Source organism: Bradyrhizobium lablabi (genome assembly GCF_018131005.1).
GTDB lineage: Bacteria > Pseudomonadota > Alphaproteobacteria > Rhizobiales > Xanthobacteraceae > Bradyrhizobium > Bradyrhizobium lablabi_D.
Genome location: NZ_JAFCJK010000001.1, coordinates 451,613 through 475,467 on the forward strand (window position 1 = coordinate 451,613; position 23,855 = coordinate 475,467).

Genomic DNA, 23,855 nt, shown 5'->3' on the forward strand with positions numbered 1-23,855 from the left:
CACCAGTTCGGGCTGCAGGTCTCGACGATAGGTTTGCTCCGAGCACGCCACACCAATATGCCTACGGCGATCACCTTCAAGATGAAGTGCCGAGGCGGCGATGCAGGCGACTTCGATGAAAACGCGGGGAAGCCTGGGCAACGTACGCGTCACCATGAAAATTAGTTACGAGCGTAACGCGTCGGTTGTGCAATGACATCCTGCCGTAACGATCACAATCAAAGTTCGACTGCGCCATCGAAAGGCCCCAACGAATGTCGGTGCATCGACCCGGCACCGCGGCTCGACGCTTCTCCGATGGCGCGCTGTGGCTGCAACTTTCAATTTAACCAGGATTGTGACCGTGCCGGTTTCACGTCGGATCAAGGAAGTTCAGGAAGCGTCTCGGTCGATCAACCGGTTTCATTCCCAATATGGGAAGCGACGATCAGATCCTGCCATCTGTGATTTCACTTTCGGAAATCCCCATGAATTGCCGCTGGCCGGGCTCGTCTCGGCGCTTCGGTCGCATGCCGTCCCAGACAACGAGAGCTGGTTTGCATACAAAACGAGCGAGATCGAGCCGCAGAGGTTCCTGGCCGAGCACGTCGGACGCGAGCTTGGCCTTTCGTTCGAGCCGACGGATTTTGCACTCACGCCAGGCGCCTTTGCGGCGATCTCCCTTGTATTCCACTTGATCCTTGACCCGGGGGACGAGGCGATCTTTTGCGAACCGGCGTGGCCTTGTTACGAGCCAATGCTTCTTGCGGCCAATGCCGTGCCTCGCAAGGTGCCTCTCGTCGTGCCAACGTTCGAGCTCGATTTTGCTGCTATCGACGCTGCAATCGGTCCGAGGACGAGGCTCCTGATCGTCAACACGCCTCATAATCCAACCGGACGGATTTACACCGGCGATGTGCTGAAGGAGCTTTCCAACCTGCTCGAGCGAGCCTCGAGGCGGATCGGTCACCGCATCTATCTGCTCTCCGACGAGCCCTATCGGCGGCTTCGCTTCGACGCCAGGAAATTCGACAGCCCTGCGGCCTTCTATCCCCGGACCTTCATTGCGTATAGCTACGGCAAGGTGCTCCTCTCTCCCGGGCAAAGGCTTGGATACATGGCGATCTCTCCGCTCATGCCGCGAGAGGACCGGCGGGCAATCCAGGAGGCCATCATTCCAGCGCAGATGTCGATCGGCTGGTGCTTTCCCAATGCGGTGATGCAGTACGCCATACCAGATCTCGAAACACTCTCGATCGATCAGGGTGCGCTCGCGCATCGTCGCGATCGTTTAGTTCCGGCGCTGCGTCAAGCCGGGTACGATCCACTAATGCCAGAGGGCACGTTCTATCTCTGGTGCAAGTGGCCGGAGGGTGATCCCGATCGGCATTGGAATGCGCTCGCAGATCGGAATGTCTTCGTCATACCGGGCGCTATGATGAATGCTCCGGGATACTTTCGCATAAGCCTGACTGCATCCGATGAAATGGTCGAGAGGGCGCTGCCCCTATTCATGGAGGCGCGTCGGGGCACGTAGTTCAAGCCAGCCATGCTCGCTTGGATCCCGTCTGGGCGATGCGATCATGACCGGGCGGCTCTGTTGCCGAGTCTCGCGAGCAGGTGGCACACGCTGATGGGTTTCGCCCTTCGAAGACAAAGGTCACACATTCGAATCGCGTCGTGCGGCTCAGTGATCCAATCACAGCTTAGCCGCCTGGAGGCGTGGCCGCCTCCGCCGGATGATACTGTGCTTGCCGCGCCTACCCCGCCGGCTGGAACGAATCCGCGCGCGCCATGGCCCAGGCGGCGCGGTAGCGGCGGTCCTCAGTGCCTTCGAGAAGTTCTCCCGGGCGGAGCGCCGGATAGAGATGCGAGAACGAGCACACTTCGGTGGTCGAGGTCCGCTTCGAGAAGTGGATCGGCCGCAACTGTTGCGGGTGTTCGAGGCCGGCCGCGCCGAGCAGTTCGGCAAGCGCATGCAGCGTGTTATGGTGGTAATTGTAAACCCGCTCGATCTTGTCGGGCACGTAGAGCGCACGGTTGCGGATCGGGTCCTGCGAGGTGACGCCGGTCGGGCAGCGGTCGGTGTGACAGCTCAAGGACTGGATGCAGCCGAGCGAGAACATGAAGCCGCGCGCCGAATTGCACCAGTCGGCGCCGATCGCCATCGCACGCGCCATGTCGAAGGCGGTGGCAATCTTGCCCGAGGCGCCGATCCTGATGCGGTCGCGCGCATTGATGCCGACCAGTGCGTTGTGGACGAAATTGACGCCCTCCCGCATCGGCATGCCGAGATGGTCCATGAATTCCAGCGGCGCCGCGCCGGTGCCGCCCTCATTGCCGTCGACCACGATGAAATCCGGGTAGAGTCCGCTTTCCTTCATCGCCTTGCAGATCGCCAGGAATTCCCAGGGATGGCCGATGCACATCTTGAAGCCGGCCGGCTTGCCGCCGGAGAGCTTTCGCATATTTGCCACGAATTCCATCATCTGCAGCGGTGTCGAGAACGCCTTGTGGGAGGCCGGTGAGATGCAGTCCTCGCCGATCGGCACGCCCCTGATCTTCGATATCTCCTCGGACACCTTTGCCGCCGGAAGCACGCCGCCATGGCCTGGCTTGGCGCCCTGGCTGATCTTGAGTTCGACCATCTTGATCTGGTCGTCGGACGAGACGCGGGCGAATTCATCGGGGTTGAAGCTGCCGTCGCGGTTGCGGCAGCCGAAATAGCCGGAGCCGACCTCCCAGATGATGTCGCCGCCCCTCTCGCGGTGATAAGGGCTCACGCCGCCCTCGCCGGTGTCATGTGCGAAGCCGCCCTTCCTGGCGCCGGCGTTCAGCGCACGCACCGCGTTCGGGCTCAGAGCGCCAAAGCTCATCGCCGAGATGTTGAACACCGAGGCCGAATAGGGCTTCGTGCAATCGGGGCCGCCGATGGTGATACGGAATTGCGGATCGACGTGGGGTTTCGGCGCCACCGAATGATGCATCCACTCGTAGCCCTCGCGATAGACGTCCTCCTGGGTGCCGAACGGCCGCTTGTCCAGCACCATCTTGGCGCGCTGATAGACCACCGCGCGGGTGTCGCGTGAGAACGGCATGCCGTCCTTCTCGCTCTCGAAGAAGTATTGCCGCATCTCCGGGCGGATTTCCTCGAGCAGGAAACGCAAATGCGCCGATATCGGATAATTGCGTAGCACCGCGTGGTGCTTCTGCACGAGATCGCGGATGCCGAGCAGCGTCAGCGCGCCGAAGATGATGAGTGGAAGCAGCACCACCTCCCAGATCTTCGGGTTGTGGTCGAACACGCCGATCGCCAGCAGCAACGCGGTGACGACGGAGCAGATCGTCAGCACGATGAAGCGTGGCGAGAAAGGAAGCAGCAGCGTTTCCATAGAATCCCTCACCCGATCTGCAAATTCACACTGTTGGCCTTGAGTCTAATCCAACTCAAGGAAGCTACGCTACACGGTAATGGGCCGAGCGGTCACGGATGTGACAGTCACTCCGGCGCGACCCGGGCGACGGCCGCGCAAATTGACCTGAAGCATTTCTTTTGCGGTGCAACGAAGCGTCAAATGGCACTCACGGCAGCATCGTCGTAAAGCTAATGATCGTGCGGCTGCAACTCGCTCGGGATCCGGCCTTGCTTCAGCCCGTCCCGCTCCAGCCATGCGTCGGTGCTGCGGGTCGCCCGTTCGATGTGGTCCGACGTGCGGGAGAAATCGTAGGGTGATCCCACCAGCGGGCACAGCGGCGGCACCACGAAATACTCGACTCCGGGACCCAGATTCTCGAGCTCATTGACGGGTTGCCGCGCGATCAGGAGCGTCAGCGCATGCAGTGCATTGGCGAGCGCGCCGGCCGGCGGCGCCCGGTTGGCGCAGGCATGCCCGGTCGGCAGCACGATCAGGCGCTGAGCTCCTCGCTTCACTGCGACGCGGACCGGCGTGTTGCTGGAGATCGCGCCGTCAGCCAAATACCGATTTCGGTAGCGAACCGGCGTGAACGCGCCGGGAATCGCGGTGGATGCGATGATCGCTTCCGCGGTCGAGCCCTCCGACAGCACTACGCTGTCGCCCGAGATGATGTCGGTCGTGACGATGTGCACCGGCATCCGCGCGTCTTCGAGGTTGCGGAACGGGATGTGATCGTCGATCAGCTTGCGGATCCCGTCATGCGGTATCAGGAAATCCCGTCGCCACAGGAAGCTGAGCAGCGTCTTCCACGTCATCGGAAATACGTCATGCCGCTGCAGGCCGCGCCAGATCGTGGCCAATCGCTCGATGCCCGCGAGCGTCGGGTCGCTGGCATAGAAGGCGCCGTTCAGCGCGCCGACGCTTGACCCGACCACCATATCCGCCGTGATGCCGTGGCTCGCCAGCGAGTGCAGCATGCCGACCTGAATCGCGCCAAAGCTGCCGCCGCCGGCGAACACAAAGGCGGTCTTCGGTGGATCCGGATCGGTGATGGACAACGGGCGCCTCCCCTCGCCGCGTCGGCCACTGGCCGCTCGGCGTTGGCCGCGTTATAGCAGCGAAGCAATGCGCGGCGCCACTTGGGTGGAGGCGAGATAGTGATCGCGGCGTGCGGATGCTTCACGACCTAAAAAAGAAAGGCTGGAGCCTGACGGCCCCAGCCTTTGCCAAGCCAATGCCGGTGGTGACGCCGCCGGCCTGCGCCAGCATCAGCGTTCCACGAACGCCTTCTCGATCACGAAGTGGCCGGGTGCGTTGCCGCTGCCTTCCTTGAAGCCGCGCGTCTCGAACAGCTGCTTCAAGTCTTCCAGCATTGCCGGGCTGCCGCACATCATGACGCGGTCGGTCTCGACGTCGAGCGGACCCTGATGCAGGTCGGTGAAGAGCTGGTTGGAGGTGATGAGGTCGGTGATACGGCCGCGGTTGCGGAACGGTTCACGCGTCACGGTCGGATAGTACAACAGCTTCTCGGAGAGCAGCGGTCCGAACAATTCGTCGTCGCGCAGCTTTGCGACCAGATCCTCGCCATAGGCGAGCTCGGAAACCTGGCGGCAACCATGGACCAGCACGATCGTATCGTAGCGGTCGTAGACATCGGGGTCCTTGATCAGGCTCGCGAACGGCGCAAGGCCGGTGCCGGTCGACAGCAGCAGGAGCCGCCTGCCCGGGATCAGATTGTCGGCGATCAGCGTACCTGTCGCCTTGCGGCCGACCAGGATGGTGTCGCCTTCGCGGATCTTCTGCAGCTTCGAGGTGAGCGGCCCATCCTGCACCTTGATCGAAAAGAACTCGAGCTCTTCCTCGTGATTGGCGCTCGCCATCGAATAGGCGCGCAGCAGCGGCCGGCCCTCGACCTCGAGGCCGATCATGGCAAACTGGCCGTTCTGAAAACGGAATCCGGAATCGCGGGTGGCTCGGAAGCTAAAAAGCGTATCGGTCCAATGCTGAACGGAAAGAACCTTCTCTCGATAGAACGCGCTCATGGGTTTTCGTTTTCTCGATTGACCAGATTTAGAACGGATTGATTTCTAGACGGCTCGCGACGACGCGAAATGGACTGAAATCATTGATGATCTCGCGTGTGCATTGCGCCATTCAGGGAGATAGTCAAGATCGGGCGGCGCGCAATTGCGATTTCGGAATGGGGGTCGATTGATTTCGTAAAGGATTCGACCGCGAGTTCGTTAACGAAAACGCCCGCTCGAAATTTACTTGCTGAGATCGCCACCGATCTGGCAATTAATTGCCACAAACAGCGCCGCGAAGGGAAAATGATTTGACGGTCCTGATCAGCCAGCGAATCTTCCTGGAAACCATCAAAAAATATTGTCTCGCGCGCTCCATCGCGGTCGACATCAGGTCGGGCGGCTGGCTCGTCGTCATGACGCGCGACGCGGAGCGGCGGCTCGCGATTGGCTATGACGTCGGGTTGAACAGCGCGGTCGCGCATCAGGTCGCAAACGACAAGGCGGCTTGCGCCGACGTGCTGGGACTCGCAGGCATCCCGGTCGTTCCCCACGCGCTGTTCTTGGGCGCGAAGCTCAGCGCGCATATTCCGGAATCGGGATCAATAGATGCGATGCTGCGGCTTCTCGCGCGGCATCCGCGTGGTCTCGTCGTCAAGCCCAACGAAGGCACTTCGGGCGAGTTCGTCATCCGCGTAACGACGAAGCCGCAACTCGAAGCCGCCGTCGCGCGCATCCTGACCGCCCATCCGAGCCTTGCGATTTCGCCCTATGTCGAAATCGAGGACGAGGTTCGCGTCGTGCTGCTCGATCAGCGCGCGCTGATCGTCTACGGCAAGGTGCGCCCGTCGGTTGTCGGCAACGGCGCGCATTCGCTGCGAGAGCTTGCGCGGGCAGCCGCATCCGCCGAGTGGCTCCAGACCATGAGCGACGATTTCTCCGCCGCCGAGCTCGATGCGATTCTTCCGGCCGGCGAACGGCGGATCCTCAACTGGCGGCACAATCTCGATTCCGGCGCCGAGCCGGCGCTGCTCACAGACGGCGCGATGCGCGACGCCTGTGTCGCGCTCGCGATCAGGGCTGCGCGCGCGATCGGCATCCGCTTCGCCTCGATCGACGTGGTGCGCGCCGAGGAGCGCTGGCAAATCCTCGAAATCAATTCCGGAGTGAAGATGGAAGCGTTGGCCAGGCATGCCCCCGATTTGGTCGAAGCCGCGTACCACGCCGCACTGGACGAAGTGTTTGCCTGATCGCGTTGTCCCGGCGAAGGCTCTTTTTGGCGGCTTACGACGACGTGATTGGCCCCATCCGCTCGACAAGATGCGCCCGCGAAGGCGCCGGATCGAACCGATCGCCAAAATATTGCGTTTCGTTGGCCACCAGTCCTCCTCGGAATTCCATGATGCTCACCGCGTAAGAGGGTATGCCGTCGTAACTCAGCACGAATTCGGTAATCCAGAGATCGCCGCCGCCGACAATTCGCCGGACTGTAAAGCGCTTCTTGTTTGGTTGTACAAAGCGACTCTCCTGAATGTTCCGCCGACCACGAATCCGCTCGCCCGATTGCGGATAATCAAGCACGGCATCCTCGAGGTAGATTTCGTGCTCGACCTCAAAATTGCTCGTGTCCGAAGCATCCCAATGGCGCTGTAGAGCAGCTAATTTGGCCCGATCGTCCATCGCTATCTCCCTGTTTTTCCGGCGCCACCAAACAGCGCTAGGGAACCAATACGGCCCTTTGCAGGTGAGCTTACCGGGCCCGAGGAATAAATCCGGGTACGCCGGTCTCCACTACCGCGTTGAACCTGACGCTCGTTGCGATCTGGTCCCTAATCTCCAGCATGGCGTCTTCAGGCAGGGCCGAAATATCAAAGTTCTCCTCGATGCGCCGGGGATTGGTCGAGGTGGTCAGGAAGGCGGTGCCCCGCTGCACGGCCCAGGCCAGGGCAACTTGCGCCGGCGTCTTGTGCACCCTCTGCGCGATGGCTGTAATCACTGGGTCGTCCAGGAGTCTTGGCTCCATGGCATGTCCCAGCGCGGCAAACGCCAGGAGCACAATCCCGTTCTCCCGACAGAACTCGAGCAGGTCCCATTCGGGAAGGTAGGGATGCGATTCGACCTGTACGACGGCCGGCTTGATCCGCGCGGCCGTAACGATCTCTCGCAACTTCGGCAAGGTAACGTCCGACAGGCCGATCGATCTGCAGTGACCGTCGTCAACGAGACGCTCCAGCGCTTGCCACGTCTCCATCAGCGTGACGCCCGAATCATACATTACTCGGCCGTGCTCGTCCCTCGGGTCTTGCTCGTCGCCAGGTTTGAAAGCGAAGGGAGTGTGGATGAGATAGCAATCGAGATAGTCGAGTTGCAGCCGCCGGCGACTCGCATCGAATGCGGGCTTGACCCGCTCCGGACGATGATTGGAGTTCCAAAGCTTCGTGGTGACGAAGACGTCCTCGCGCCGAACCGTTCCCGTCTTGAACGTCTCCTGCATCGCATCACCAACCGCCGCTTCATTGCGATAGCGCTCCGCACAATCGAGGTGACGAAATCCCGCGTCCAACGCCGCCCTGGTCGCCTGTCTGGTTGCGACGGGATCCGGAATAAGCGTGCCAAACCCTACGGCGGGAATTGCGACCGATCCGTCGGCAATCGGGATCCTCGTATAGCGAAGCGGATCGGATGTACTCATGCTTGTACTCCCTTGTTTGGCCTCAACCGCCGCGGCGATGGACGAGGCGATCGAGACTGGCCGATGCGATGTCACGTCACGGCTCCACGGTGTCAGCCGGCCGCGGCTTGCGAAGAAAGAACACGAGCGGGCTCACGATGAGCATGGCGAACATCAGTATCTCGAACTGGTCGATGACCGCGACGGTGGCCGCCTGGCGCGTAATCATGCCGTTCAGCGCGGCAAGGCCCGGCCTGCCGATCGAACCCGCGACATGAGCGGCAGCACGGTAGGGCGTGAGGTCCTTTGCGAGTGCCACATGTACCGCCTGCGTATTGGCGTAGAAGAAGATCTGGACCACGGCGATGCCAATCGTGCTGCCATAGAGGCGCGACAGGTTGATGAGCGCGCTGCCCTCCGGGCGGAGCCTGGGATCAAGCGTACCGAATGCAGCCCTGGCGAGGGCCGGAATCAACATGCCAAGACCAGCACCCTGGAGCAGGCCAGTCTCGACCACCGGCCGCCAATCCATCGCCGGTGAAAAGCCAAGCATCAGCCAATTGGCGTAGACCACCAGCGCCATTCCGCCCATCAGAAACGGCCGGTAGTCGACCTGCGCCGGAACCAATCCTGTCAGCACCACCCCTCCCACGAGCGCCAGGCCGCGCGGAATGGTCATGTAGCCGGTGGTGTCGACGGGATAATCGAGCAATTCCTCCAGCATCGGGGACGTCAAAGCCAAGGTCGGCAGCAGCACGAAGCCAAGGGCGAAGGAGATAAGCGTCGAGAGGACAAGATTGCGATCCCTGAACAGCGCCGTGCGTAGAAAATGCTCCTCGGTCGTCATCACGTGCACTATGAAAAGATAGAAGCCCAGGACCGAGGCGACCGCTTCAACCCAGATTTCCGTCGAGGCGAACCATTCCAGGCGCTCGCCGCGATCAAGCAGCATTTGCAGCCCGATCATCCCGACAGAGAAGGTCGTCAAGCCGAAGAAGTCGAAGGGCTGGCCTCGCTCCGCCTTCTTCTCGCGGAGAGACAGCGCCATCGCCAGGAAGATGAAACCCGCCATCGGCAAGCTAAAATAGAAGATTGAAGGCCAGCCGTGGTATTCGCTGAGCCAGCCGCCAATGGCGGGTCCGGTACTGATGCCGAGCAGGGAGCACACCGTCCATCCCAGACTCATACGCGCATGCCGCGCCGGCGGCGTCACCTCAAGCAGGATCGCCAGGGAAAGCGGCGCGAGGGGGCCGCTCGCCGCTCCCTGGAGAATCCGGGCGAGCACGAATTGGATGGAGGTCGTCGCCAGTGTGACCAGCATCAGACCGACCGCGAAGACCGCGAGGGCGACCTGATAAACTGCCTTTCGGCCATAACGTCCGGCGAGCCACTGCGTTATCGACATGGCCACTGCGCTCGCAGCGATATACGAGGAGAATATCCACCCGACCTCGTCATTGGCCATCGATAGTGTCGCTTGAATATGCGGCAGGGCTGCATTCGGGACGGAAATATTGACGGCCTGCATGTAGGTAGCCAAGAGGGCCGCCAGCGAGATCGCGTGACGGCCACCGGCCGCGGCCGGCGATGGAACGGAGATGCTCATTTGACCTCCGTCGCGAGCGCGGGCTGAAGCAGATGCCGCCAGGTCCGGCGATAGCCCGTATCGACCCGCGCAGTCACGCTGATGCCCGAGAACAGCGGCCGATTCGCATTGATATCATCGAGCTCGAGGCGTACCGGCAGACGCTGCACGACCTTGACCCAATTCCCGGTCGCATTCTCGGGCGGCAGGACCGAGAAGTCCGATCCGGTCCCGGGGCTCATGCTGACGATGTGTGCCCCGAACGTTCGATCCGGATAGGCATCGACATCGATCGTTGCCCTCTGGCCTGGACGCATGTGGGTCAGCCCGGTTTCGCGAAAATTCGCCTCGATCCAGACGTGCCGGCTCGACAGCAGCGAAAACGCCGGCGCTCCGGCGTTGACGAAGCTGCCGATCTGGAGGTCGTCGACCCTTGTCACGATGCCGTCGTCGGGAGCCGTCACCGTCGCGTAGGAGAGATCAAGCCGCGCGCGGTCGAGCTGGGCCTTGGCTGCGCGGACCGTCGGATGGCGATCGACATCGATATCCGGATCGCCATTGAGGGCAACTATCGTGTTGGCGATCTGCTCCTCTGTCGACGCGATGCGCTGACGCGCGACCTTGAGGTTCGTCTCCGCTCGCTCGTAGACCGCGCGCGGAGTAAAATCGGAGGCGACGAGCATCTTCTTGCGATCAAATTCGCGCTCGTCATAGGCAGCCGATTCCTTTGCCGATTGCAGCTCAGCCTGTTGCTGGCGGTAGGTCGCTTTGAGCGAGTCTATCTGCAGGCGTGCACTGCCGAGCCGGGCCTCCGCCTGCTCGACAGCGATCTGATAAGGCTCCGGATCGATTCGGAACAGGACCTGGCCCTGCCGGACCCGCTCATTGTCCCGCACTGCGATTTCAACCGCCTGACCGGAGACGCGGGCGTTGATGGTCACCTTCGCTGCGCGGACGAACGCATCGTCGGTTGAGACGTATTGCTCCCGGGCGAGATAGACGGAGGTGCCGAATGCTGCCACGACGATCGGCAACACGAGCATCAGGGGCCGGCGCAGCCGTTTCACCAGCCCCGGCCCGAACCATTGGGTCGCGGCCATGTGCTTACGAAGGCTCTTGCCATCACCCGTCCAGCCCGCGATTGGCGCAAAATTGAAACTCATCGAAAGGCCTGTCTTTATCCATTTCTCTAACGATCGTTACAAATACTATTCTCCGGCTCTGCAATCAAGACGCCGCTCTATTGATTTTTATAACGATGCATACAAATATTGGTAACGATGCACCGCAACGGAGGTTTCTGACGATATGGCGCGAAAAAGCACCGAAACGGGTCCGGCGCGTCGAGGGCGGCCACCCGCCTACGACGCACAAATAGCCCTCAAAAAGGCGACCGAGACGTTCTGGAAGACCGGCTACTCCGGCACATCCTTGGACAAGGTGGCGGCCGCGACCGGCATGAGCCCGCCGAGCCTCTATGCGGCCTTCGGCAACAAACACGCGCTCTATCTAGAGGCACTCGCCCGCTATTGGGAGACCAGCCTTGCGGCAACGCGTGAGGCACTCGCAGGGGACCATCCCTTGGATGAAGCGCTGATGCGCGCCTACGACGCGGCACTGTCCATCTACTTTTCCGGCAAGGGACACGCGCGCGGCTGCTTTGTGATCGGCACCGCCGTAACCGAGGTCGCGGAAGATGCAGCGATCCGGAGCAGTGTAGCGGCGGGACTACGCACGATCGACGCTGATTTCGAAGCCCGTTTCCGCCTCGCGCAAGAGAAGGGCGAACTGGGGCGCGGCGCGGATCCAGCGGCGCTCGCGGTCCTCGCGTCAGCCACCATGCATACCATCGCCATCCGTGCGCGCGCCGGCGCCCGCCGTGCCGAGCTAAGGGCGATTGCCCGAAAAGCGGTGGATGTGATTTGCTGCTGTACGAATTGAGCCAGTTGCTTGGTGAGCGTCGAGCCAAATCGAGTGCAGTAAGCGAAGCGGATGCAGGCTCGCGAAGACTCTAGTTCGCCCCGCCCGCCGAATCGTCGAGCGCCTTGAAGGCTTCCTCGAGTTGCGGAGAGATTGCGACGTTGAGCTTTTCGCCGGTCGGCAATCGCGAGATGAACCACTTGTTGTAGAGCGGAACGATGTCGCGGTTCGAGGCGAGCTTGCGGAAGGTGCGCTCGACCACGTCTTTCATCTGCGGCTCGCCCTTGCGGTACATGATGCCGTAGGGATCGTAGGACAGATAATCGCCGGTGACGCGGAACTTGTCCTGCGATTTGTGCCGCGCGATGAGGCCGTAGAGCAGGATGTCATCGGTCGCGAAAGCGTCGGCCTTGCCGTCCGCCAGCATCTGGTACGACTGCTCGTGATCGGGCGAGGTAACGATGTTGAGCCCGAGCGAGAACTTCTTGTCGACACTATGCATCGCCTGCTCGTTGGTGGTGCCTTTGGTCACCACAACGGTCTTGCCCTTGAGATCGGTCACCGCGGTGACTCCAGATGCCTTCGGCACCATCAGCTTGGTGCCGGCCACGAACATCAACGGCGAGAATGCGACCTGCTTCGCGCGCTCTGAATTCGCCGTGGTGGATCCGCATTCGAGATCGATCTTGTTCTGCACGACCGCCGGAATGCGGTCGTCCGAGGTGACCTTGACATAGTCGACCTTGAGATCGGCGTCATCGACCTCGACACCGATCTCCTCGACGATCGCCTCGCACAATTCGAGGCTGTAACCGATCGGCCGGTTGGAATGGTCGAGGAACGAGAACGGCGGCGAGCTCTCGCGATAGCCGAGCCGCACGGTATGGGTAGCCTTGATATTGGCAAGCGTGGGGCTCAACCCCTCGTTGCCGGCCGTCTGAGCGAGAGCCGGTGCTGTGAGCAGCAGGCATGCTGCCAGCAGACATGCTGACAGCGCCCGGCCTTCAGCCCGTACCGGCCTCCATCGGGCGCGATGCATGCGTCCCTCCCGTCAATGGCCGGCCATCACGGCACCGGGCACCGCATCCGATGGCACGGCGTCGTCGGGCCCGAGCTCGTGCTCGGGCTTCAGCTCGCCCTCCCACTTTGCGACCACGGCCGTCGCCAGCGAGTTACCGATCACGTTGGTTGCGCTGCGCCCCATATCGAGGAAGGTGTCGATGCCCATGATCATCAACAGACCAGCCTCCGGAATGCCGAACTGGGCAAGCGTGGACGCGATCACCACCAGCGACGCGCGCGGCACGCCGGCGACCCCTTTCGAGGTGATCATCAGGGTTGCAAGCATCGCGAGCTGCGTGCCGAGCGACATATCGATGTGGTAGGTCTGCGCGATGAAGACGCTCGCGAAAGTGCAGTACATCATCGTGCCGTCGAGGTTGAACGAATAGCCGAGCGGCAGCACGAAGGCCGAGATCCGCGACGAGGCGCCGAAGCGGTTGAGGCCCTCGAGCGTTTTTGGATAGGCCGCCTCCGACGACGCGGTCGAGAACGCAATCATCAAGGGCTCGCGGATCAGCCGCAACAGATGGGCGTAACGCGGGCCGATCACGATGAAGCCGACCACGACCAGGATCCCCCACAGGATCAGGAGCGCGAGATAGAAACCGCCCATGAACACGACGAGCTTCCAGAGCACGCCGAGACCGTTCCTGGAGACGGTCGCCATGATCGCCGCCCACACCGCGAGCGGCGCGAACAGCATCACATAGCCGGTGACCTTCAGCATGATATGGGCGAGGTCGTCGATCAGGCTCATGATCGGCTTCGCTCTTTCAGGCATGGCGCCGAGCGCCACCGCGAAGAACACCGCGAACACCACGATCTGCAGGATCTCGTTCTGCGCCATGGCATCCGCAATCGAGGTCGGAACGAGATGGATCAGGAATTTCTCGAAGGAAAACGCCGACACCGGCAGCCCCGTCGATTGCGCCTTGTCGGGCAGCGTGCCCGGGAAGTTGGCGCCGGGCTGCAGCAGGTTGACCATCACGAGGCCGAGCAGCAGCGAGACAAAGGAGGCTGAGACGAACCAGCCCATGGTCTTGGCGAAGATTCGCCCGAGCCGGGCGCCGCTTCCCATATGAGCGATGCCGCCGACGAGAGTTGCAAAGACCAGCGGCGCGATGATCATCTTGATCAGGCGCAGGAACAACATCGCGACCAGGTTTACGTCCGCTGCGATTTCAGCGCGGCTGTCGGGAAGGAAGTTGAAGACAAGCGTGCCCATCACGATGCCCAGAACCATCGCGATCAGGATGTACTGCGTGAACCTGTTGGACATTTCCTACCCCCATCAGTTCCGGCAAGCGCGAGTGTGGCAGATTTGTGTGCCTATGCAACACGCTTGCGGTGCGGCAGGATTTTGCCGCAACGTGCCCGTTGTGGAATGCCAGCACGAGGACTACCGTTCACGCAGCGCACAATGTGTGCAACCGCGCGCGCACGACGCGGTCAAATTGCATCGTGAATGATCACGGCCGAGGGGAGAGATCGCCATGAACGACACCGTCAATCGCCAGATCCTGCTTGTGGAAAAGCCGACCGACAAGCTCGGCCCTGAACATTTCAAACTGACCAAGGGCGCGATCCCCGAGCCGAAGGACGGCGAGGCGCTGGTGCGAACGCGCTACATCTCGCTCGACGCCGCCAACCGCGCCTGGATGCACGGTGCGACCTATCGCGCCGCGGTCGAAGCCAACACGGTGATGGCCGGAGGCAGCATCGCCGAAGTGGTGTCGTCGAAGGCGCCCGGCCTGAGCGCCGGCGACCTCGTGTTCGGCGACACCGGCTGGCAGGACTATGCCGCGGTGCCGGCCAAGCACCTTTCCAGGATGCCGAAGCTCGAGCCGATGACGCATCTGCTCAGCGTCTACGGTATCGCGGGGCTGACCGCCTATTTCGGTCTGCTCCATGTCGGCAAGCCGAAGGAGGGCGAGACCGTGGTGGTCTCGGCCGCCGCCGGCTCGGTCGGCTCGATCGTCGGGCAGATCGCAAAGATCAAGGGCTGCCATGTCGTCGGCATCGCCGGCGGCAAGGACAAGTGCCACTGGCTGACCGGTGAGCTCGGCTTCGATGCCGCGGTCGACTACAAGGACGGTGCCGCCTACAAGGCGCTGCGCGCCGCAGCGCCCAAGGGCATCGACGTCTATTTCGACAATGTCGGCGGCGATATCCTCGAGGCGTGCCTTGCGCAGATGAATAATCGCGGCCGCATTGCCTGCTGCGGCGCGATCTCGCAATATGACGGCGTCCCCTCCGCCCACGGCCCGCGCGGCGTGCCCGGCCTGATCGTGGTGAAGCGGCTCATCATGCAGGGCTTCATCGTGATGGACTACATGGATCAGCGCGACGCGGCGCTTGCCGACCTGCAGTCCTGGGTCGCCTCAGGCAGGTTGAAGGTGCAGGAGGACGTGATCGACGGGCTCGAGAACACGCCAAAGGCGCTGATCGGGCTCCTGGCCGGCGAGAACCGCGGCAAGCGCATGGTGAAGGTGTGACGCGAAAGCGCTGTTAGTCCCGTCATCCCCGCGCAACGGCTCTTCCGTTGTCGCTGGAGGAGCGCGGAACGCGCGTCACGAAGGATGCATGGCCCGGCCTGGGGACCGTTCGCCCTTCGGGACGGCCGCTTCGCGGCCCCCTCTGGGTAACGGGGATAGATCGTCCGCGCGGTCTAACGCACCGTGCCCGGCGCCTGCGCCGCACGTGGCTCCGCCGTCTTGCCCTTCCTCGCCTTGCGCCAGTTCTCAAAGCTCTGCACCACGACGAAGAAGGCCGGCACGAACAGCACGGCAAGGCAGGTCGAGGCGATCATGCCGGAGAACACGGTGATGCCGATCGACTTGCGGGCGTTGGCCCCGGCGCCGGTCGCGATCACCAGCGGCAGCACCCCGAGAATGAAGGCGAACGACGTCATCAGGATCGGCCGGAAGCGAGCGCGCGCCGCATCGATGGCGGACTCCATCACCGTGCGGCCGTCCCGCAGGTGACGCTCCAGCGCCACCTCGACGATCAGGATCGCGTTCTTGGCTGACAGCGCGACCAGGAGGATGATGCCGATCTGGGTGTAGAGATTGTTGTCGATCCTCAGCGACGTCAGCACCAGCGTCGGGCCGAGCAGCGACAGCGGCACGGCCAGGATCACGGAGATAGGCGCGTACCAGCTCTCATATTGTCCTGCGAGCACGAGATAGACGAGGAGCAGCGCGAGGGCGAACACGTAGTAGATCTGCCCGCCGACCTCCTTCTCCTGATACGACATCGCCGTCCAATCAAAGCCCATGCCTGGCGGCAGGGTTTTCGCGGCGATCTCCTCCATCAGTCTCATCGACTGGCCGGAGCTGTAGCCCGCCGCCGGCAGGCCGATGACGGTCGCGGACGGATAGAGATTGTATAGGCTGATCAGCGACGGGCCGACCGACGGTGTGATCTTGGCGACCGTGCCAAGCGGGACCATGTCGCCATTGCTGTTGCGGACCATCATGTTCTCGATGTCCCGCAGGGTCAGCCGATACTGCGCATCGGCCTGGGTGTAGACCTGGAAGGTGCGGCCGAACTTGTTGAACTGGTTGACGTAGCTCGCGCCTACGTAGGACGACAGCGTCGAGAATATCTGGTCGGTGGTGACGTGCAGGGTCTGTGTCTTGATACGATCGACCTGGATGTCATATTGCGGCACCAGCGAACGGAACGACGACGAGACGCGCTGCAGCGCGCTCTGCGTCTGCGCATTGGCGACGACGGCGCCGGTGACCGCCTGCAGCTTGTTATAATCGGCATTGCCGTCACGCAGCTCGACCTGCATGGCAAAGCCGGCGGCGTTGCCGATGCCCTGGATCGGCGGCGGCGGGATCACGAGGATGCGCGCCTGGTCGATCGCCGCGAGCTTGTCGTTGAGCCCGAACACCAGCGAGCGCAGATCCTCGCCGGGTCCGCGCGCGCTCCAGTCCTTGAGAATCAGATAGGCGACGCCGGCATTGGCAAGGCTCGACGAATTGTCGAGCGCGGAGATACCGGCGATCGAGACCACCTGCTCGACGCCAGGCGTTTTGGCCGCGATCTCGGTCACCCGATCGAGCACGCTTTGAGTGCGATCGAGCGCTGCGCCGTCGGGCAATTGCACGGCGGCCAGCAGATAGCCCTGGTCCTCGATCGGGATGAAGCCGGTGGGCACGCGCGACAGACCGTAGCCGGCGAGCCCAATCAGAAGCAACGCGATGAGGACCGAGGTCTTGGCGTGTCCGGCGATGCTGCCGATCAGCCTCGCATAACCGCGCTCGATGCGGTCATAGACTGCGTTGAAACCGCGGTAGAAGAAATTCCGCTGTTCGGGAGGCACCGGGGGGCGCAGCCACAATGCGCACTGTGTCGGCTTCAGGGTCGCGGCGTTGATGGCACTGAGCAGCGCAGTCGCTGCGATCACCAGCGCGAATTGTGCATACATCCGCCCCGTGAGCCCTGGCAGGAAGGCGGCCGGCAGGAACACCGAGATCAGGACCAGCGTGATTCCGACGATCGGCGCGAACAATTCGTCCATCGCCTTTATTGCGGCATCGTGCCCGGACATGCCGCGCTCGATATTATGCGCGGCGCCCTCGACCACGACGATGGCGTCGTCGACCACGATGCCGATCGCGAGCACGATTGCGAACAGCGTCGACAGGTTGATTGTGAAGCCGAGCGCGGCCATCGCCGCAAACGCGCCGATGATGGTGACCGGCACCGTGGTCGCGGGCACCAGCATCGCGCGCCAGTCCTGCAGGAACACCAGAATCACGACGAGGACCAGCAGGCCGGCCTCGATCAGCGTCTTGTAGACCTCGTCGATCGAGGCGTTGACGAATTTGGTGGTGTCGAATGGCGTGTCGTATCTGATGTCCTGCGGGAACTGCCTGGCGAGTTCCGCCATCTTCCTCTCGACGGCGCGTTGAACCTCGAGCGCGTTGGCGCCGGGCGACTGGAACACGCCGATGCCGGTCGCAGGCTTCTGGTTCAGCGAAAAGATCTGGCTGTAGGTCTGCGCGCCGAGTTCCACCCAGCCGACGTCGCGGACGCGCGTGACATCGCCGACATTGCCGGTCTTGACGATGATATTCTCGAACTGGCCCGGCTCGTCGAGCCGGCCGTTGACGTTCAGCGTATACTGGAATGCCTGCCCTGGCGGCGTCGGCGGAGCGCCAACCTGGCCGGCGGTGACCTGCTGGCTCTGTTGCTGGATCGCCTGTATGACGTCCTGCGGCATCAGCCCACGCGCATACAGCTTGTTCGGATCGAGCCAAACGCGCATCGAATATTGCCCCGCGCCGAACACCGTGACGTTGCCGACGCCCGGCAGTCGCGATAACTCGTCGCGGATGTTGATGGTCGCGTAGTTCGACAGGAACAGGCTGTCGTAGGTCCTGTTCGGCGAGGTCAGCGTCACGAACAGCAGGATCGAGGTCGATCTCTTCTGGACCGTCACGCCCTGGCTCTGCACCGACGTCGGCAATTGCGACAGCGCGCTGGAGACGCGGTTCTGCACCAGCACCTGCGCGAAGTTGAGATCGGTGCCGATCTTGAACGTCACCGTCAGCGTGTAGGTGCCGTCGGCGCCGCTATAGGACTGCATGTAGAGCATGTCCTCGACGCCGTTGACCTGCTGCTCGATCGGCAGCGCCACGGTGTCGACGACGGTCTTGGCCGACGCGCCGGGATAACGCGTCGTCACCTGCACGGTCGGCGGCACGACGTCGGGATATTGCGCGACCGCGAGGTTGAGCAGAGCCACGCCGCCGATCAGGATCATCAGGATCGCGATGACGTTGGAAAGGACCGGCCGCTCGATGAAGAATTTCGATATCATGGCGCGTTCCTATTTGGCCGGTACTGCCGCCGCCTCGCTCTTTTGCAGTTGCGGATCGACCTTTTCACCGGGGATCGCGCGCAACAGTCCGGCGGTGACGACGCGGTCGTCCGGCTTCAACCCGCTCTCGATGACGCGCAGTTCGCCTTCGAGCTGGCCGGTCGTCACCTTGCGCTGCTCGACCACATTCTCGCTGTTCACGACCAGAAGGTAGCGCCCAGCCTGGTCGCTGCCGAGCGCGACATTGGGAACGAGCAGAGCGTTCTGCTCCTCATCGAAAGGCACGCGGACGCGGACAAAAAAGCCCGGCAGCAGGACGTAATTGGGATTGGGCAGCACGCCCCGCACCGCGAGCGTTCCGGTCGATTGGTTGAGCGTCGGAGAGGCATAATCCAGATTGCCCTTGTGCGGATAGCCTGCCTCGGTCTGCAGGCCGACCTCCACCGGCAGCTGCTTGAGGTCGTTCGCCGTCATGCCGCGCTTGCGCGCCTCGTCGCGGATGCGCTGAACGTCCTGTTCGCTGACGTTGAAATTCACGTAGATCGGATTGAGCTGCACGATCGTCGCGAGTTGCGTCGGCGATGCCACGCCCACAAGCTCGCCGACCGAGACGAGGTGGGCGCTGACGATGCCGTCGAACGGGGCTGCCACATTGGTATAACCGTAATTCACCGCGGCCAACCTGGTATTGGCCTCGGCCTGCAGCAGACTGGCCTGCGCGTTGTCGCGCGTTGCCGTAGACGAATCGAGCGTCGCCTGTGAGACAGCCTGCCGCTGCACCAGGTCGACCTGCCGCTTGAAGTCGGTCTCGGCCTGCTTCAGCGTCGCACGCGCGCCGGCCTCCGCGGCCTGCGCCTGCTCGAGCTTCAGCTTGTAAGTGTCCGGCTCGATCGTGAACAGCGTCGTCCCCTCCTTCACGACGGTGCCGTCCCGATAATCTATCGATTGCAGGAAACCCTGCACGCGCGCGACCAGATCGACGCTCTTGATCGGCGCGGTATTGCCGGTGGCGTCCAGATAGCGCGTGACGGCCCGTTGCACTGGCAGCGCGACATCGACCTTCGGCGGCGGGGGTGGAACAAAACTATTTTGTTCGCAGGCACTTAAGCTCACGAAGGCGAATGCGGCGAAGACGATGCGCTGACGCGCGGTGGTTCGCAGTCCGACAATATTGCACAGGGTGGAACATGCCGATGAGCGCGCATGCCTCATTTCCGGGCCTCGATTTCAAACTGCTTTCGAAAGCGGCGTCGTATCCTGCGAAAACTAGCGCGGCTCATGCATAACAACAATCTGCTTGCAGTGGAACTCGAAAGCGAAAATGATGCGGCCCGCTCAGGTTGTTACAACGAAAAGCTTTTTCAAAATCTGTTCGGCCGAAGCGGCGGCTTCCGGCAATAACAGAAAGGTTCAGTCAGATGATCAGGACGTTGACACGTGCGGCAAGGCTATTGGTGTGGCTTGCGGCGGTATTGCTCGCGAGCGTGACGCCGACATTGTCGCAGGCGCCAACCGAGGCACAACGCGACGCCATCAAGTCGCAATGCCGCAACGATTACATGGCCCATTGTTCCAGCGTTCCGCCCGGCGGCGAAGCATCGCTGCAATGCCTGCAAAAGAATATGTCGAGCCTGTCCGCGGGCTGTGCGGGCGCGGTTCGCGCCGTCGAAGCCCCGGCGGCGGCCAAGACAGAATCCGCCCCGGCCGCGGCGACGGCAAAGCCGGCGGCTGAAGCAGCGACGGCAAAGCCGGCGGCTGAAACGGCAGCGCCCAAGACGGCGGCAAAGCCGCCGACCAGCGCGCAGGTTTCCACGATCCGCAGTGCTTGCCGGTCCGATTATCCTAAAGTGTGCGCGGGAGTCCCGACCGGCGGCGCACCGGCGCTGCAATGCCTGGAGAAGAACAAGGGCAAGCTCTCACCGGCCTGCGAACAAGCCGTTACCGCGGCGGGCGGCGGCGCTCTTGCGGCCGCGCCGGCGGGAGCGGCGGCGGCGCCGGCGGCTGCCCCCGCGGCCGCGCCGAGCGTGATCGTGTTGCGGCCGATGCGGCCGCGCGAAGAATTGCTCGTGCTGCGCTCGTCCTGCGGCGCCGATGTCCGCTCTCTCTGCGGCGGTGTTCAGCCCGGCGGCGGCCGGATCATGCAGTGCCTCGCGACCAATGCCGGCTCACTGTCACCGGCTTGCAAAGACGTGCTGGCACCATTTGCGGCACGATAAACAGACCGGCGCCACATCAAGAGGAGGAGGAACGCATGTTGCGCATCATCGTGACCGCAGCACTGCTTGGCGCATCGACCGCTGGCTTTGCACAGGAGCTGACCGCCGCGCAACGTAACGCCTGCACGGGCGATTACGAGAAATATTGCAAGAGCGTGACGCCGGGCGGCGGCCGCATCATCGCCTGCCTGTCCAAGGAAATCGACAGGTTGTCACCCGCCTGCAAGAAAGTGCTCCTGGCGGCAGAGAAGAAATAGAAGCGATCGACGCGGTCGGTTTTGGCCTCATGGCGGCATTTTCCCTCTGGCGTTTCAGCAGGAGGAACATTAGTCTCGCCCAAAATTATCAGTGTACTGTCAATCCGGGAGGCAGACGTTGCGCATCGCCGTGATCGGCGGGGGGCCTGGCGGGCTCTATTTCGCCTATCTCTGGAAGAAGCGTCACCCGGACGCCGTGATCGAGCTGTTCGAGCAGAACTCGGCCGGCGCCACCTGGGGCTTCGGCGTGGTGTTCTCCGAGCAGGCGCTCGATTTCCTGCGCGCCGACGACCCCGACACGGTCGACGCCATCGCGCCGCAGATGGAGAGCTGGCAAAACATCACGCTGAACCTGCGCGGCGAGAGCGTCGAGATCGACGGCGTCGGCTTCTCCTCGATCGGCCGGCTGGAGCTGCTCACGATCCTGCAGCAGCGCGCACGTAGCGTCGGCGTGATGCCTCGCTTCGACACGACAGTACAATCAGTCGGCGAGCTCAGAGGTTACGACCTGATTGTCGCGGCCGACGGCCTGAACTCGATGGTCCGCCGCAGCTTCGAGACTGATTTCGGCGCGTCGGTGTCGCACTCGACCAACAAGTTTGCCTGGTATGGCACCACCAAAACCTTTGCCACGCTGTCGCAGACCTTCGTGAAGACGAAGCTCGGCAGCTTCAATGCCCATCACTACCGCTATGCAAGGGACATGAGCACCTTCCTGGTCGAGTGCGACGCGGCGACCTGGGCGGCTTACGGCTTCGCCGACAAGAGCATCGAGCAATCGCAGGCGATCTGCGAGGATGTATTCGCTGCCACTCTCGACGGCCACGCGCTGGTGTCGAACAAGTCGGTGTGGCGGAATTTCCCCTGGGTCTGGAACGAGCGCTGGTCGCGCGGCAGCATCGTCCTGATCGGCGATGCGCTGCACTCCGCGCATTTCTCGATCGGTTCGGGCACGCGCCTTGCGATCGAGGACGCGATCGCTCTGACGAAGGCACTGGAAGCAGAAGCCGGTATTGCACCGGCGCTGGCGCGCTACGAGAGCGAGCGCAAGCCGATCGTGAAGAAGCTCGTCGACGCTGCGCGCACCAGCGCCGGCTGGTACGAGCATTTCCCCGACCACATGAAACTCGACCTGATGGATTTCGCCTACAGCTACATCACCCGGTCCGGCCGGATCGACGATGCGCGGCTGCGCGCGATGTCGCCGGCCTTCATGACCCGCTACGAATCGGCGAAAGGCAAGTCATGACCGGGATCGCCGACCAGGTGCCTTCGGACAATCCCGGCTCCCGCGAGATCGGCTTTGGCGTTCCCGAGCGCTACAATGCAAGCCGCATCCTGTTCGACAATCTTGGCAACGGAAACGCCGGGCGCGTGGCGCTGACCGGGCCGGCCGGCGCGAGCACCTATCGCCAGCTCTGCGCGGACGCCGCTCGCTGGGGACACGGCTTCAAATCGCTGGGGCTCAAGCGCGGCGACCGCATCCTCCTGTTTCTCGACGACACGCCGGCCTATCCGGCGGCGTTCTTTGGCGCGGTGCGCGCCGGCTTCGTGCCGCTCCTGATCAACACGCTGACGCCGCCCGACCTGTTGCAGTTCTACCTGTCGGATGCGGGCGCGCAGGTCGCCGTGGCCGACGCCGAGTTCTGCGAGCGCTTCACTGCCGAGGCCTGCAACGACACTCCGCTGCGCACGCTGATCGTGGTCAATGGTCCGCCCGGCGGCCACGCCGTAGTCGACGCTCGCATCGCCGACGAATGGCTGCTCGCGTTTGACGGTGAGCTGGACGAGGCCGACACCCATCGCAACGAGATGGCGTTCTGGATGTATTCGTCGGGCTCGACCGGCCGCCCCAAGGGCATCGTGCATCTGCAGCACGACATGGCCTATACCGAGCTCTCCTTCGCGCGCAGCGTGCTGAAGCTCGGGCCCGACGACATCTGCTTCTCGGTGCCCAAGATCTTCTTCGCCTATGGCTTCGGCAATTCGATCACCTTCCCGTTCGCGGCCGGCGCCGCCGCGCTGTTGCTGCCCGGACAGCCTAAGCCGGCGGCGATCTTCGCGGCGATCGAAGACTATCGTCCAACCGTATTCTTCGGCCTGCCGACGCTCTACACGACGCTGACCAACGCCGAAGGCGCTGAGGCCACGGATTTCTCCTCACTGCGGATGGCGGTCTCGGCGGCCGAAGTTCTATCGGCCGACGTGTTCAACGGCTGGAAGGCGCTGACCGGGCTCGAGATCATCGAGGGCCTCGGCTCGACCGAGGTGCTGCACATCTATCTCTGCAATCGCGAGGACAGCAGAAAACTCGGCGCCGCGGGCCTTCGCGTCCCCGGTTATGAGCTGATGCTGCGCGACAAGGACGGACGCGAGGTCGGCGACAACGAGGAAGGCATCCTGTGGGTGCGCGGCGATTCCGCGACTCCACTGTACTGGAACCGGCCGGACAAGACCGCCGAGACCGTCCGCGACGCGGGCTGGATCTACACCGGCGACCGCTTCGTGCGCGACAGCGACGGCTTCCATTTCTTTCGCGGACGCGCCGACGATCTGGTCAAGATCTCTGGCCAGTGGGTCTATCCGCTCGAGGTCGAGCTTTGCCTCGCCGACCATCCCGACGTGCGCGAATGCGCCGTCTACGCCGCCGAGCTGCCGGACCGCCGCATGACGTTGAAGGCCGTGGTGGTGATGAACGAGAGTGGCTTCGACGCAGGCGAAGCAACACGGCGGCTGCAGGACTACGTCAAGGCAAAGCTGTTGCCTTACAAATATCCGCGCGAGGTCAAGTTCATCGACGAGCTGCCGAAGACCGGAACGGGCAAGATCGACCGCCAGGCGGTGATGCGGATGTAGCGGCCCGCGAATCGCTGCCGTGTCCGCTCGCTT

Annotated in this window: 19 protein-coding genes; 8 read left to right on the top strand and 11 right to left on the bottom strand. The window is 62.8% G+C overall.

The genetic code is table 11. The annotated features are described in order from the left end of the window. Window positions 1–343: 343 nt before the first annotated feature. A complete protein-coding gene (locus JQ553_RS02125; RefSeq protein WP_312015079.1) occupies window positions 344–1,516 on the top strand; it encodes an aminotransferase class I/II-fold pyridoxal phosphate-dependent enzyme in 1,173 nt (390 codons plus the stop codon). A gap of 223 nt (window positions 1,517–1,739) precedes the next feature. On the opposite strand, the gene JQ553_RS02130 is transcribed toward JQ553_RS02125, so the two are convergent. The 3 genes from JQ553_RS02130 to JQ553_RS02140 form a co-directional block, all read right to left on the bottom strand. Further along, the gene (locus tag JQ553_RS02130) at window positions 1,740–3,371 is read right to left on the bottom strand and encodes an FMN-binding glutamate synthase family protein (RefSeq protein WP_212498227.1); all 1,632 of its coding nucleotides are present in this window, start codon (window positions 3,369–3,371) and stop codon (window positions 1,740–1,742) included. A 212-nt stretch (window positions 3,372–3,583) separates the two neighbouring features. Further along, window positions 3,584–4,453 carry a patatin-like phospholipase family protein gene (locus JQ553_RS02135; protein WP_212498228.1) on the bottom strand — a complete coding sequence of 290 codons (870 nt, stop codon included), beginning with the start codon at window positions 4,451–4,453 and terminating at the stop codon, window positions 3,584–3,586. 210 nt (window positions 4,454–4,663) lie between these two features. Beyond that, entirely contained in the window at window positions 4,664–5,437 is a 774-nt protein-coding gene (locus JQ553_RS02140; protein ID WP_212498229.1) for a ferredoxin--NADP reductase, read from the bottom strand. Window positions 5,438–5,730: 293 nt separating this feature from the next. Here JQ553_RS02140 and JQ553_RS02145 point away from each other — a divergent pair, with 293 nt between their 5' ends. Beyond that, window positions 5,731–6,669: a RimK-like protein gene (locus tag JQ553_RS02145; protein WP_212498230.1), complete on the top strand. Its 939-nt coding sequence runs from the start codon at window positions 5,731–5,733 to the stop codon at window positions 6,667–6,669. 34 nt (window positions 6,670–6,703) lie between these two features. On the opposite strand, the gene JQ553_RS02150 is transcribed toward JQ553_RS02145, so the two are convergent. From JQ553_RS02150 to JQ553_RS02165, 4 genes are all read right to left on the bottom strand, one after another. Next, window positions 6,704–7,099 (bottom strand): nuclear transport factor 2 family protein, encoded by a 396-nt coding sequence (locus JQ553_RS02150; RefSeq protein WP_212498231.1) that lies wholly within the window; start codon window positions 7,097–7,099, stop codon window positions 6,704–6,706. Window positions 7,100–7,169: 70 nt separating this feature from the next. Continuing rightward, window positions 7,170–8,111, bottom strand: coding sequence for an aldo/keto reductase (locus JQ553_RS02155; RefSeq protein ID WP_212498232.1), 942 nt, complete (start codon window positions 8,109–8,111; stop codon window positions 7,170–7,172). A 76-nt stretch (window positions 8,112–8,187) separates the two neighbouring features. After that, window positions 8,188–9,696, bottom strand: a complete 1,509-nt coding sequence (locus JQ553_RS02160; protein WP_212498233.1) for an MDR family MFS transporter — start codon at window positions 9,694–9,696, stop codon at window positions 8,188–8,190. Then, window positions 9,693–10,838 carry an HlyD family secretion protein gene (locus tag JQ553_RS02165; protein WP_212498234.1) on the bottom strand — a complete coding sequence of 382 codons (1,146 nt, stop codon included), beginning with the start codon at window positions 10,836–10,838 and terminating at the stop codon, window positions 9,693–9,695. The genes JQ553_RS02160 and JQ553_RS02165 overlap by 4 nt, the downstream gene beginning before the upstream one ends. A 145-nt stretch (window positions 10,839–10,983) precedes the next feature. Between JQ553_RS02165 and JQ553_RS02170 the strand changes: the two genes are divergently transcribed. Beyond that, window positions 10,984–11,616 (top strand): TetR/AcrR family transcriptional regulator, encoded by a 633-nt coding sequence (locus JQ553_RS02170; RefSeq protein ID WP_212498235.1) that lies wholly within the window; start codon window positions 10,984–10,986, stop codon window positions 11,614–11,616. A 70-nt stretch (window positions 11,617–11,686) separates the two neighbouring features. On the opposite strand, the gene JQ553_RS02175 is transcribed toward JQ553_RS02170, so the two are convergent. Together JQ553_RS02175 and JQ553_RS02180 are read right to left on the bottom strand one after the other, a co-directional pair. After that, window positions 11,687–12,634 carry an amino acid ABC transporter substrate-binding protein gene (locus JQ553_RS02175; protein ID WP_212498236.1) on the bottom strand — a complete coding sequence of 316 codons (948 nt, stop codon included), beginning with the start codon at window positions 12,632–12,634 and terminating at the stop codon, window positions 11,687–11,689. A 12-nt stretch (window positions 12,635–12,646) separates the two neighbouring features. Next, window positions 12,647–13,936, bottom strand: a complete 1,290-nt coding sequence (locus JQ553_RS02180; protein WP_212498237.1) for a dicarboxylate/amino acid:cation symporter — start codon at window positions 13,934–13,936, stop codon at window positions 12,647–12,649. 214 nt (window positions 13,937–14,150) lie between these two features. Here JQ553_RS02180 and JQ553_RS02185 point away from each other — a divergent pair, with 214 nt between their 5' ends. Beyond that, window positions 14,151–15,152 carry an NADP-dependent oxidoreductase gene (locus JQ553_RS02185; protein WP_212498238.1) on the top strand — a complete coding sequence of 334 codons (1,002 nt, stop codon included), beginning with the start codon at window positions 14,151–14,153 and terminating at the stop codon, window positions 15,150–15,152. Between the two features lie 173 nt (window positions 15,153–15,325). Here JQ553_RS02185 and JQ553_RS02190 read toward each other — a convergent pair whose 3' ends face one another. Next, window positions 15,326–18,493: an efflux RND transporter permease subunit gene (locus JQ553_RS02190; protein WP_212498239.1), complete on the bottom strand. Its 3,168-nt coding sequence runs from the start codon at window positions 18,491–18,493 to the stop codon at window positions 15,326–15,328. A 9-nt stretch (window positions 18,494–18,502) separates the two neighbouring features. After that, window positions 18,503–19,705 (bottom strand): efflux RND transporter periplasmic adaptor subunit, encoded by a 1,203-nt coding sequence (locus JQ553_RS02195; RefSeq protein WP_212498240.1) that lies wholly within the window; start codon window positions 19,703–19,705, stop codon window positions 18,503–18,505. Window positions 19,706–19,911: 206 nt separating this feature from the next. Here JQ553_RS02195 and JQ553_RS02200 point away from each other — a divergent pair, with 206 nt between their 5' ends. The 4 genes from JQ553_RS02200 (at window position 19,912) to JQ553_RS02215 (ending at window position 23,822) form a co-directional block, all read left to right on the top strand. Further along, complete coding sequence (locus JQ553_RS02200; protein WP_212498241.1) at window positions 19,912–20,709, top strand: cysteine rich repeat-containing protein; 798 nt, start codon at window positions 19,912–19,914, stop codon at window positions 20,707–20,709. Window positions 20,710–20,744: 35 nt separating this feature from the next. Beyond that, on the top strand, window positions 20,745–20,966 hold the full coding sequence (locus JQ553_RS02205; RefSeq protein WP_212498242.1) for a cysteine rich repeat-containing protein: 222 nt from the start codon (window positions 20,745–20,747) through the stop codon (window positions 20,964–20,966). Window positions 20,967–21,084: 118 nt separating this feature from the next. Then, window positions 21,085–22,215 (top strand): FAD-dependent monooxygenase, encoded by a 1,131-nt coding sequence (locus tag JQ553_RS02210; protein ID WP_212498243.1) that lies wholly within the window; start codon window positions 21,085–21,087, stop codon window positions 22,213–22,215. Then, window positions 22,212–23,822 (top strand): benzoate-CoA ligase family protein, encoded by a 1,611-nt coding sequence (locus JQ553_RS02215; protein WP_212498244.1) that lies wholly within the window; start codon window positions 22,212–22,214, stop codon window positions 23,820–23,822. The genes JQ553_RS02210 and JQ553_RS02215 overlap by 4 nt, the downstream gene beginning before the upstream one ends. Window positions 23,823–23,855: the final 33 nt, after the last annotated feature.

What these genes read in the sequence shown, in the direction of transcription:
- JQ553_RS02160 (WP_212498233.1), bottom strand. Translation starts at nt 9,696, where the DNA reads ATGAGCATCTCCGTTCCATCGCCGGCCGCGGCCGGTGGCCGTCACGCG.
- JQ553_RS02180 (WP_212498237.1), bottom strand. Translation starts at nt 13,936, where the DNA reads ATGTCCAACAGGTTCACGCAGTACATCCTGATCGCGATGGTTCTGGGC.
- JQ553_RS02195 (WP_212498240.1), bottom strand. Translation starts at nt 19,705, where the DNA reads ATGAGGCATGCGCGCTCATCGGCATGTTCCACCCTGTGCAATATTGTC.
- JQ553_RS02200 (WP_212498241.1), top strand. Translation starts at nt 19,912, where the DNA reads ATGATCAGGACGTTGACACGTGCGGCAAGGCTATTGGTGTGGCTTGCG.
- JQ553_RS02205 (WP_212498242.1), top strand. Translation starts at nt 20,745, where the DNA reads ATGTTGCGCATCATCGTGACCGCAGCACTGCTTGGCGCATCGACCGCT.
- JQ553_RS02130 (WP_212498227.1), bottom strand. Translation starts at nt 3,371, where the DNA reads ATGGAAACGCTGCTGCTTCCTTTCTCGCCACGCTTCATCGTGCTGACG.
- JQ553_RS02215 (WP_212498244.1), top strand. Translation starts at nt 22,212, where the DNA reads ATGACCGGGATCGCCGACCAGGTGCCTTCGGACAATCCCGGCTCCCGC.
- JQ553_RS02190 (WP_212498239.1), bottom strand. Translation starts at nt 18,493, where the DNA reads ATGATATCGAAATTCTTCATCGAGCGGCCGGTCCTTTCCAACGTCATC.
- JQ553_RS02165 (WP_212498234.1), bottom strand. Translation starts at nt 10,838, where the DNA reads ATGAGTTTCAATTTTGCGCCAATCGCGGGCTGGACGGGTGATGGCAAG.
- JQ553_RS02140 (WP_212498229.1), bottom strand. Translation starts at nt 5,437, where the DNA reads ATGAGCGCGTTCTATCGAGAGAAGGTTCTTTCCGTTCAGCATTGGACC.
- JQ553_RS02155 (WP_212498232.1), bottom strand. Translation starts at nt 8,111, where the DNA reads ATGAGTACATCCGATCCGCTTCGCTATACGAGGATCCCGATTGCCGAC.
- JQ553_RS02150 (WP_212498231.1), bottom strand. Translation starts at nt 7,099, where the DNA reads ATGGACGATCGGGCCAAATTAGCTGCTCTACAGCGCCATTGGGATGCT.
- JQ553_RS02185 (WP_212498238.1), top strand. Translation starts at nt 14,151, where the DNA reads ATGAACGACACCGTCAATCGCCAGATCCTGCTTGTGGAAAAGCCGACC.
- JQ553_RS02170 (WP_212498235.1), top strand. Translation starts at nt 10,984, where the DNA reads ATGGCGCGAAAAAGCACCGAAACGGGTCCGGCGCGTCGAGGGCGGCCA.
- JQ553_RS02175 (WP_212498236.1), bottom strand. Translation starts at nt 12,634, where the DNA reads ATGCATCGCGCCCGATGGAGGCCGGTACGGGCTGAAGGCCGGGCGCTG.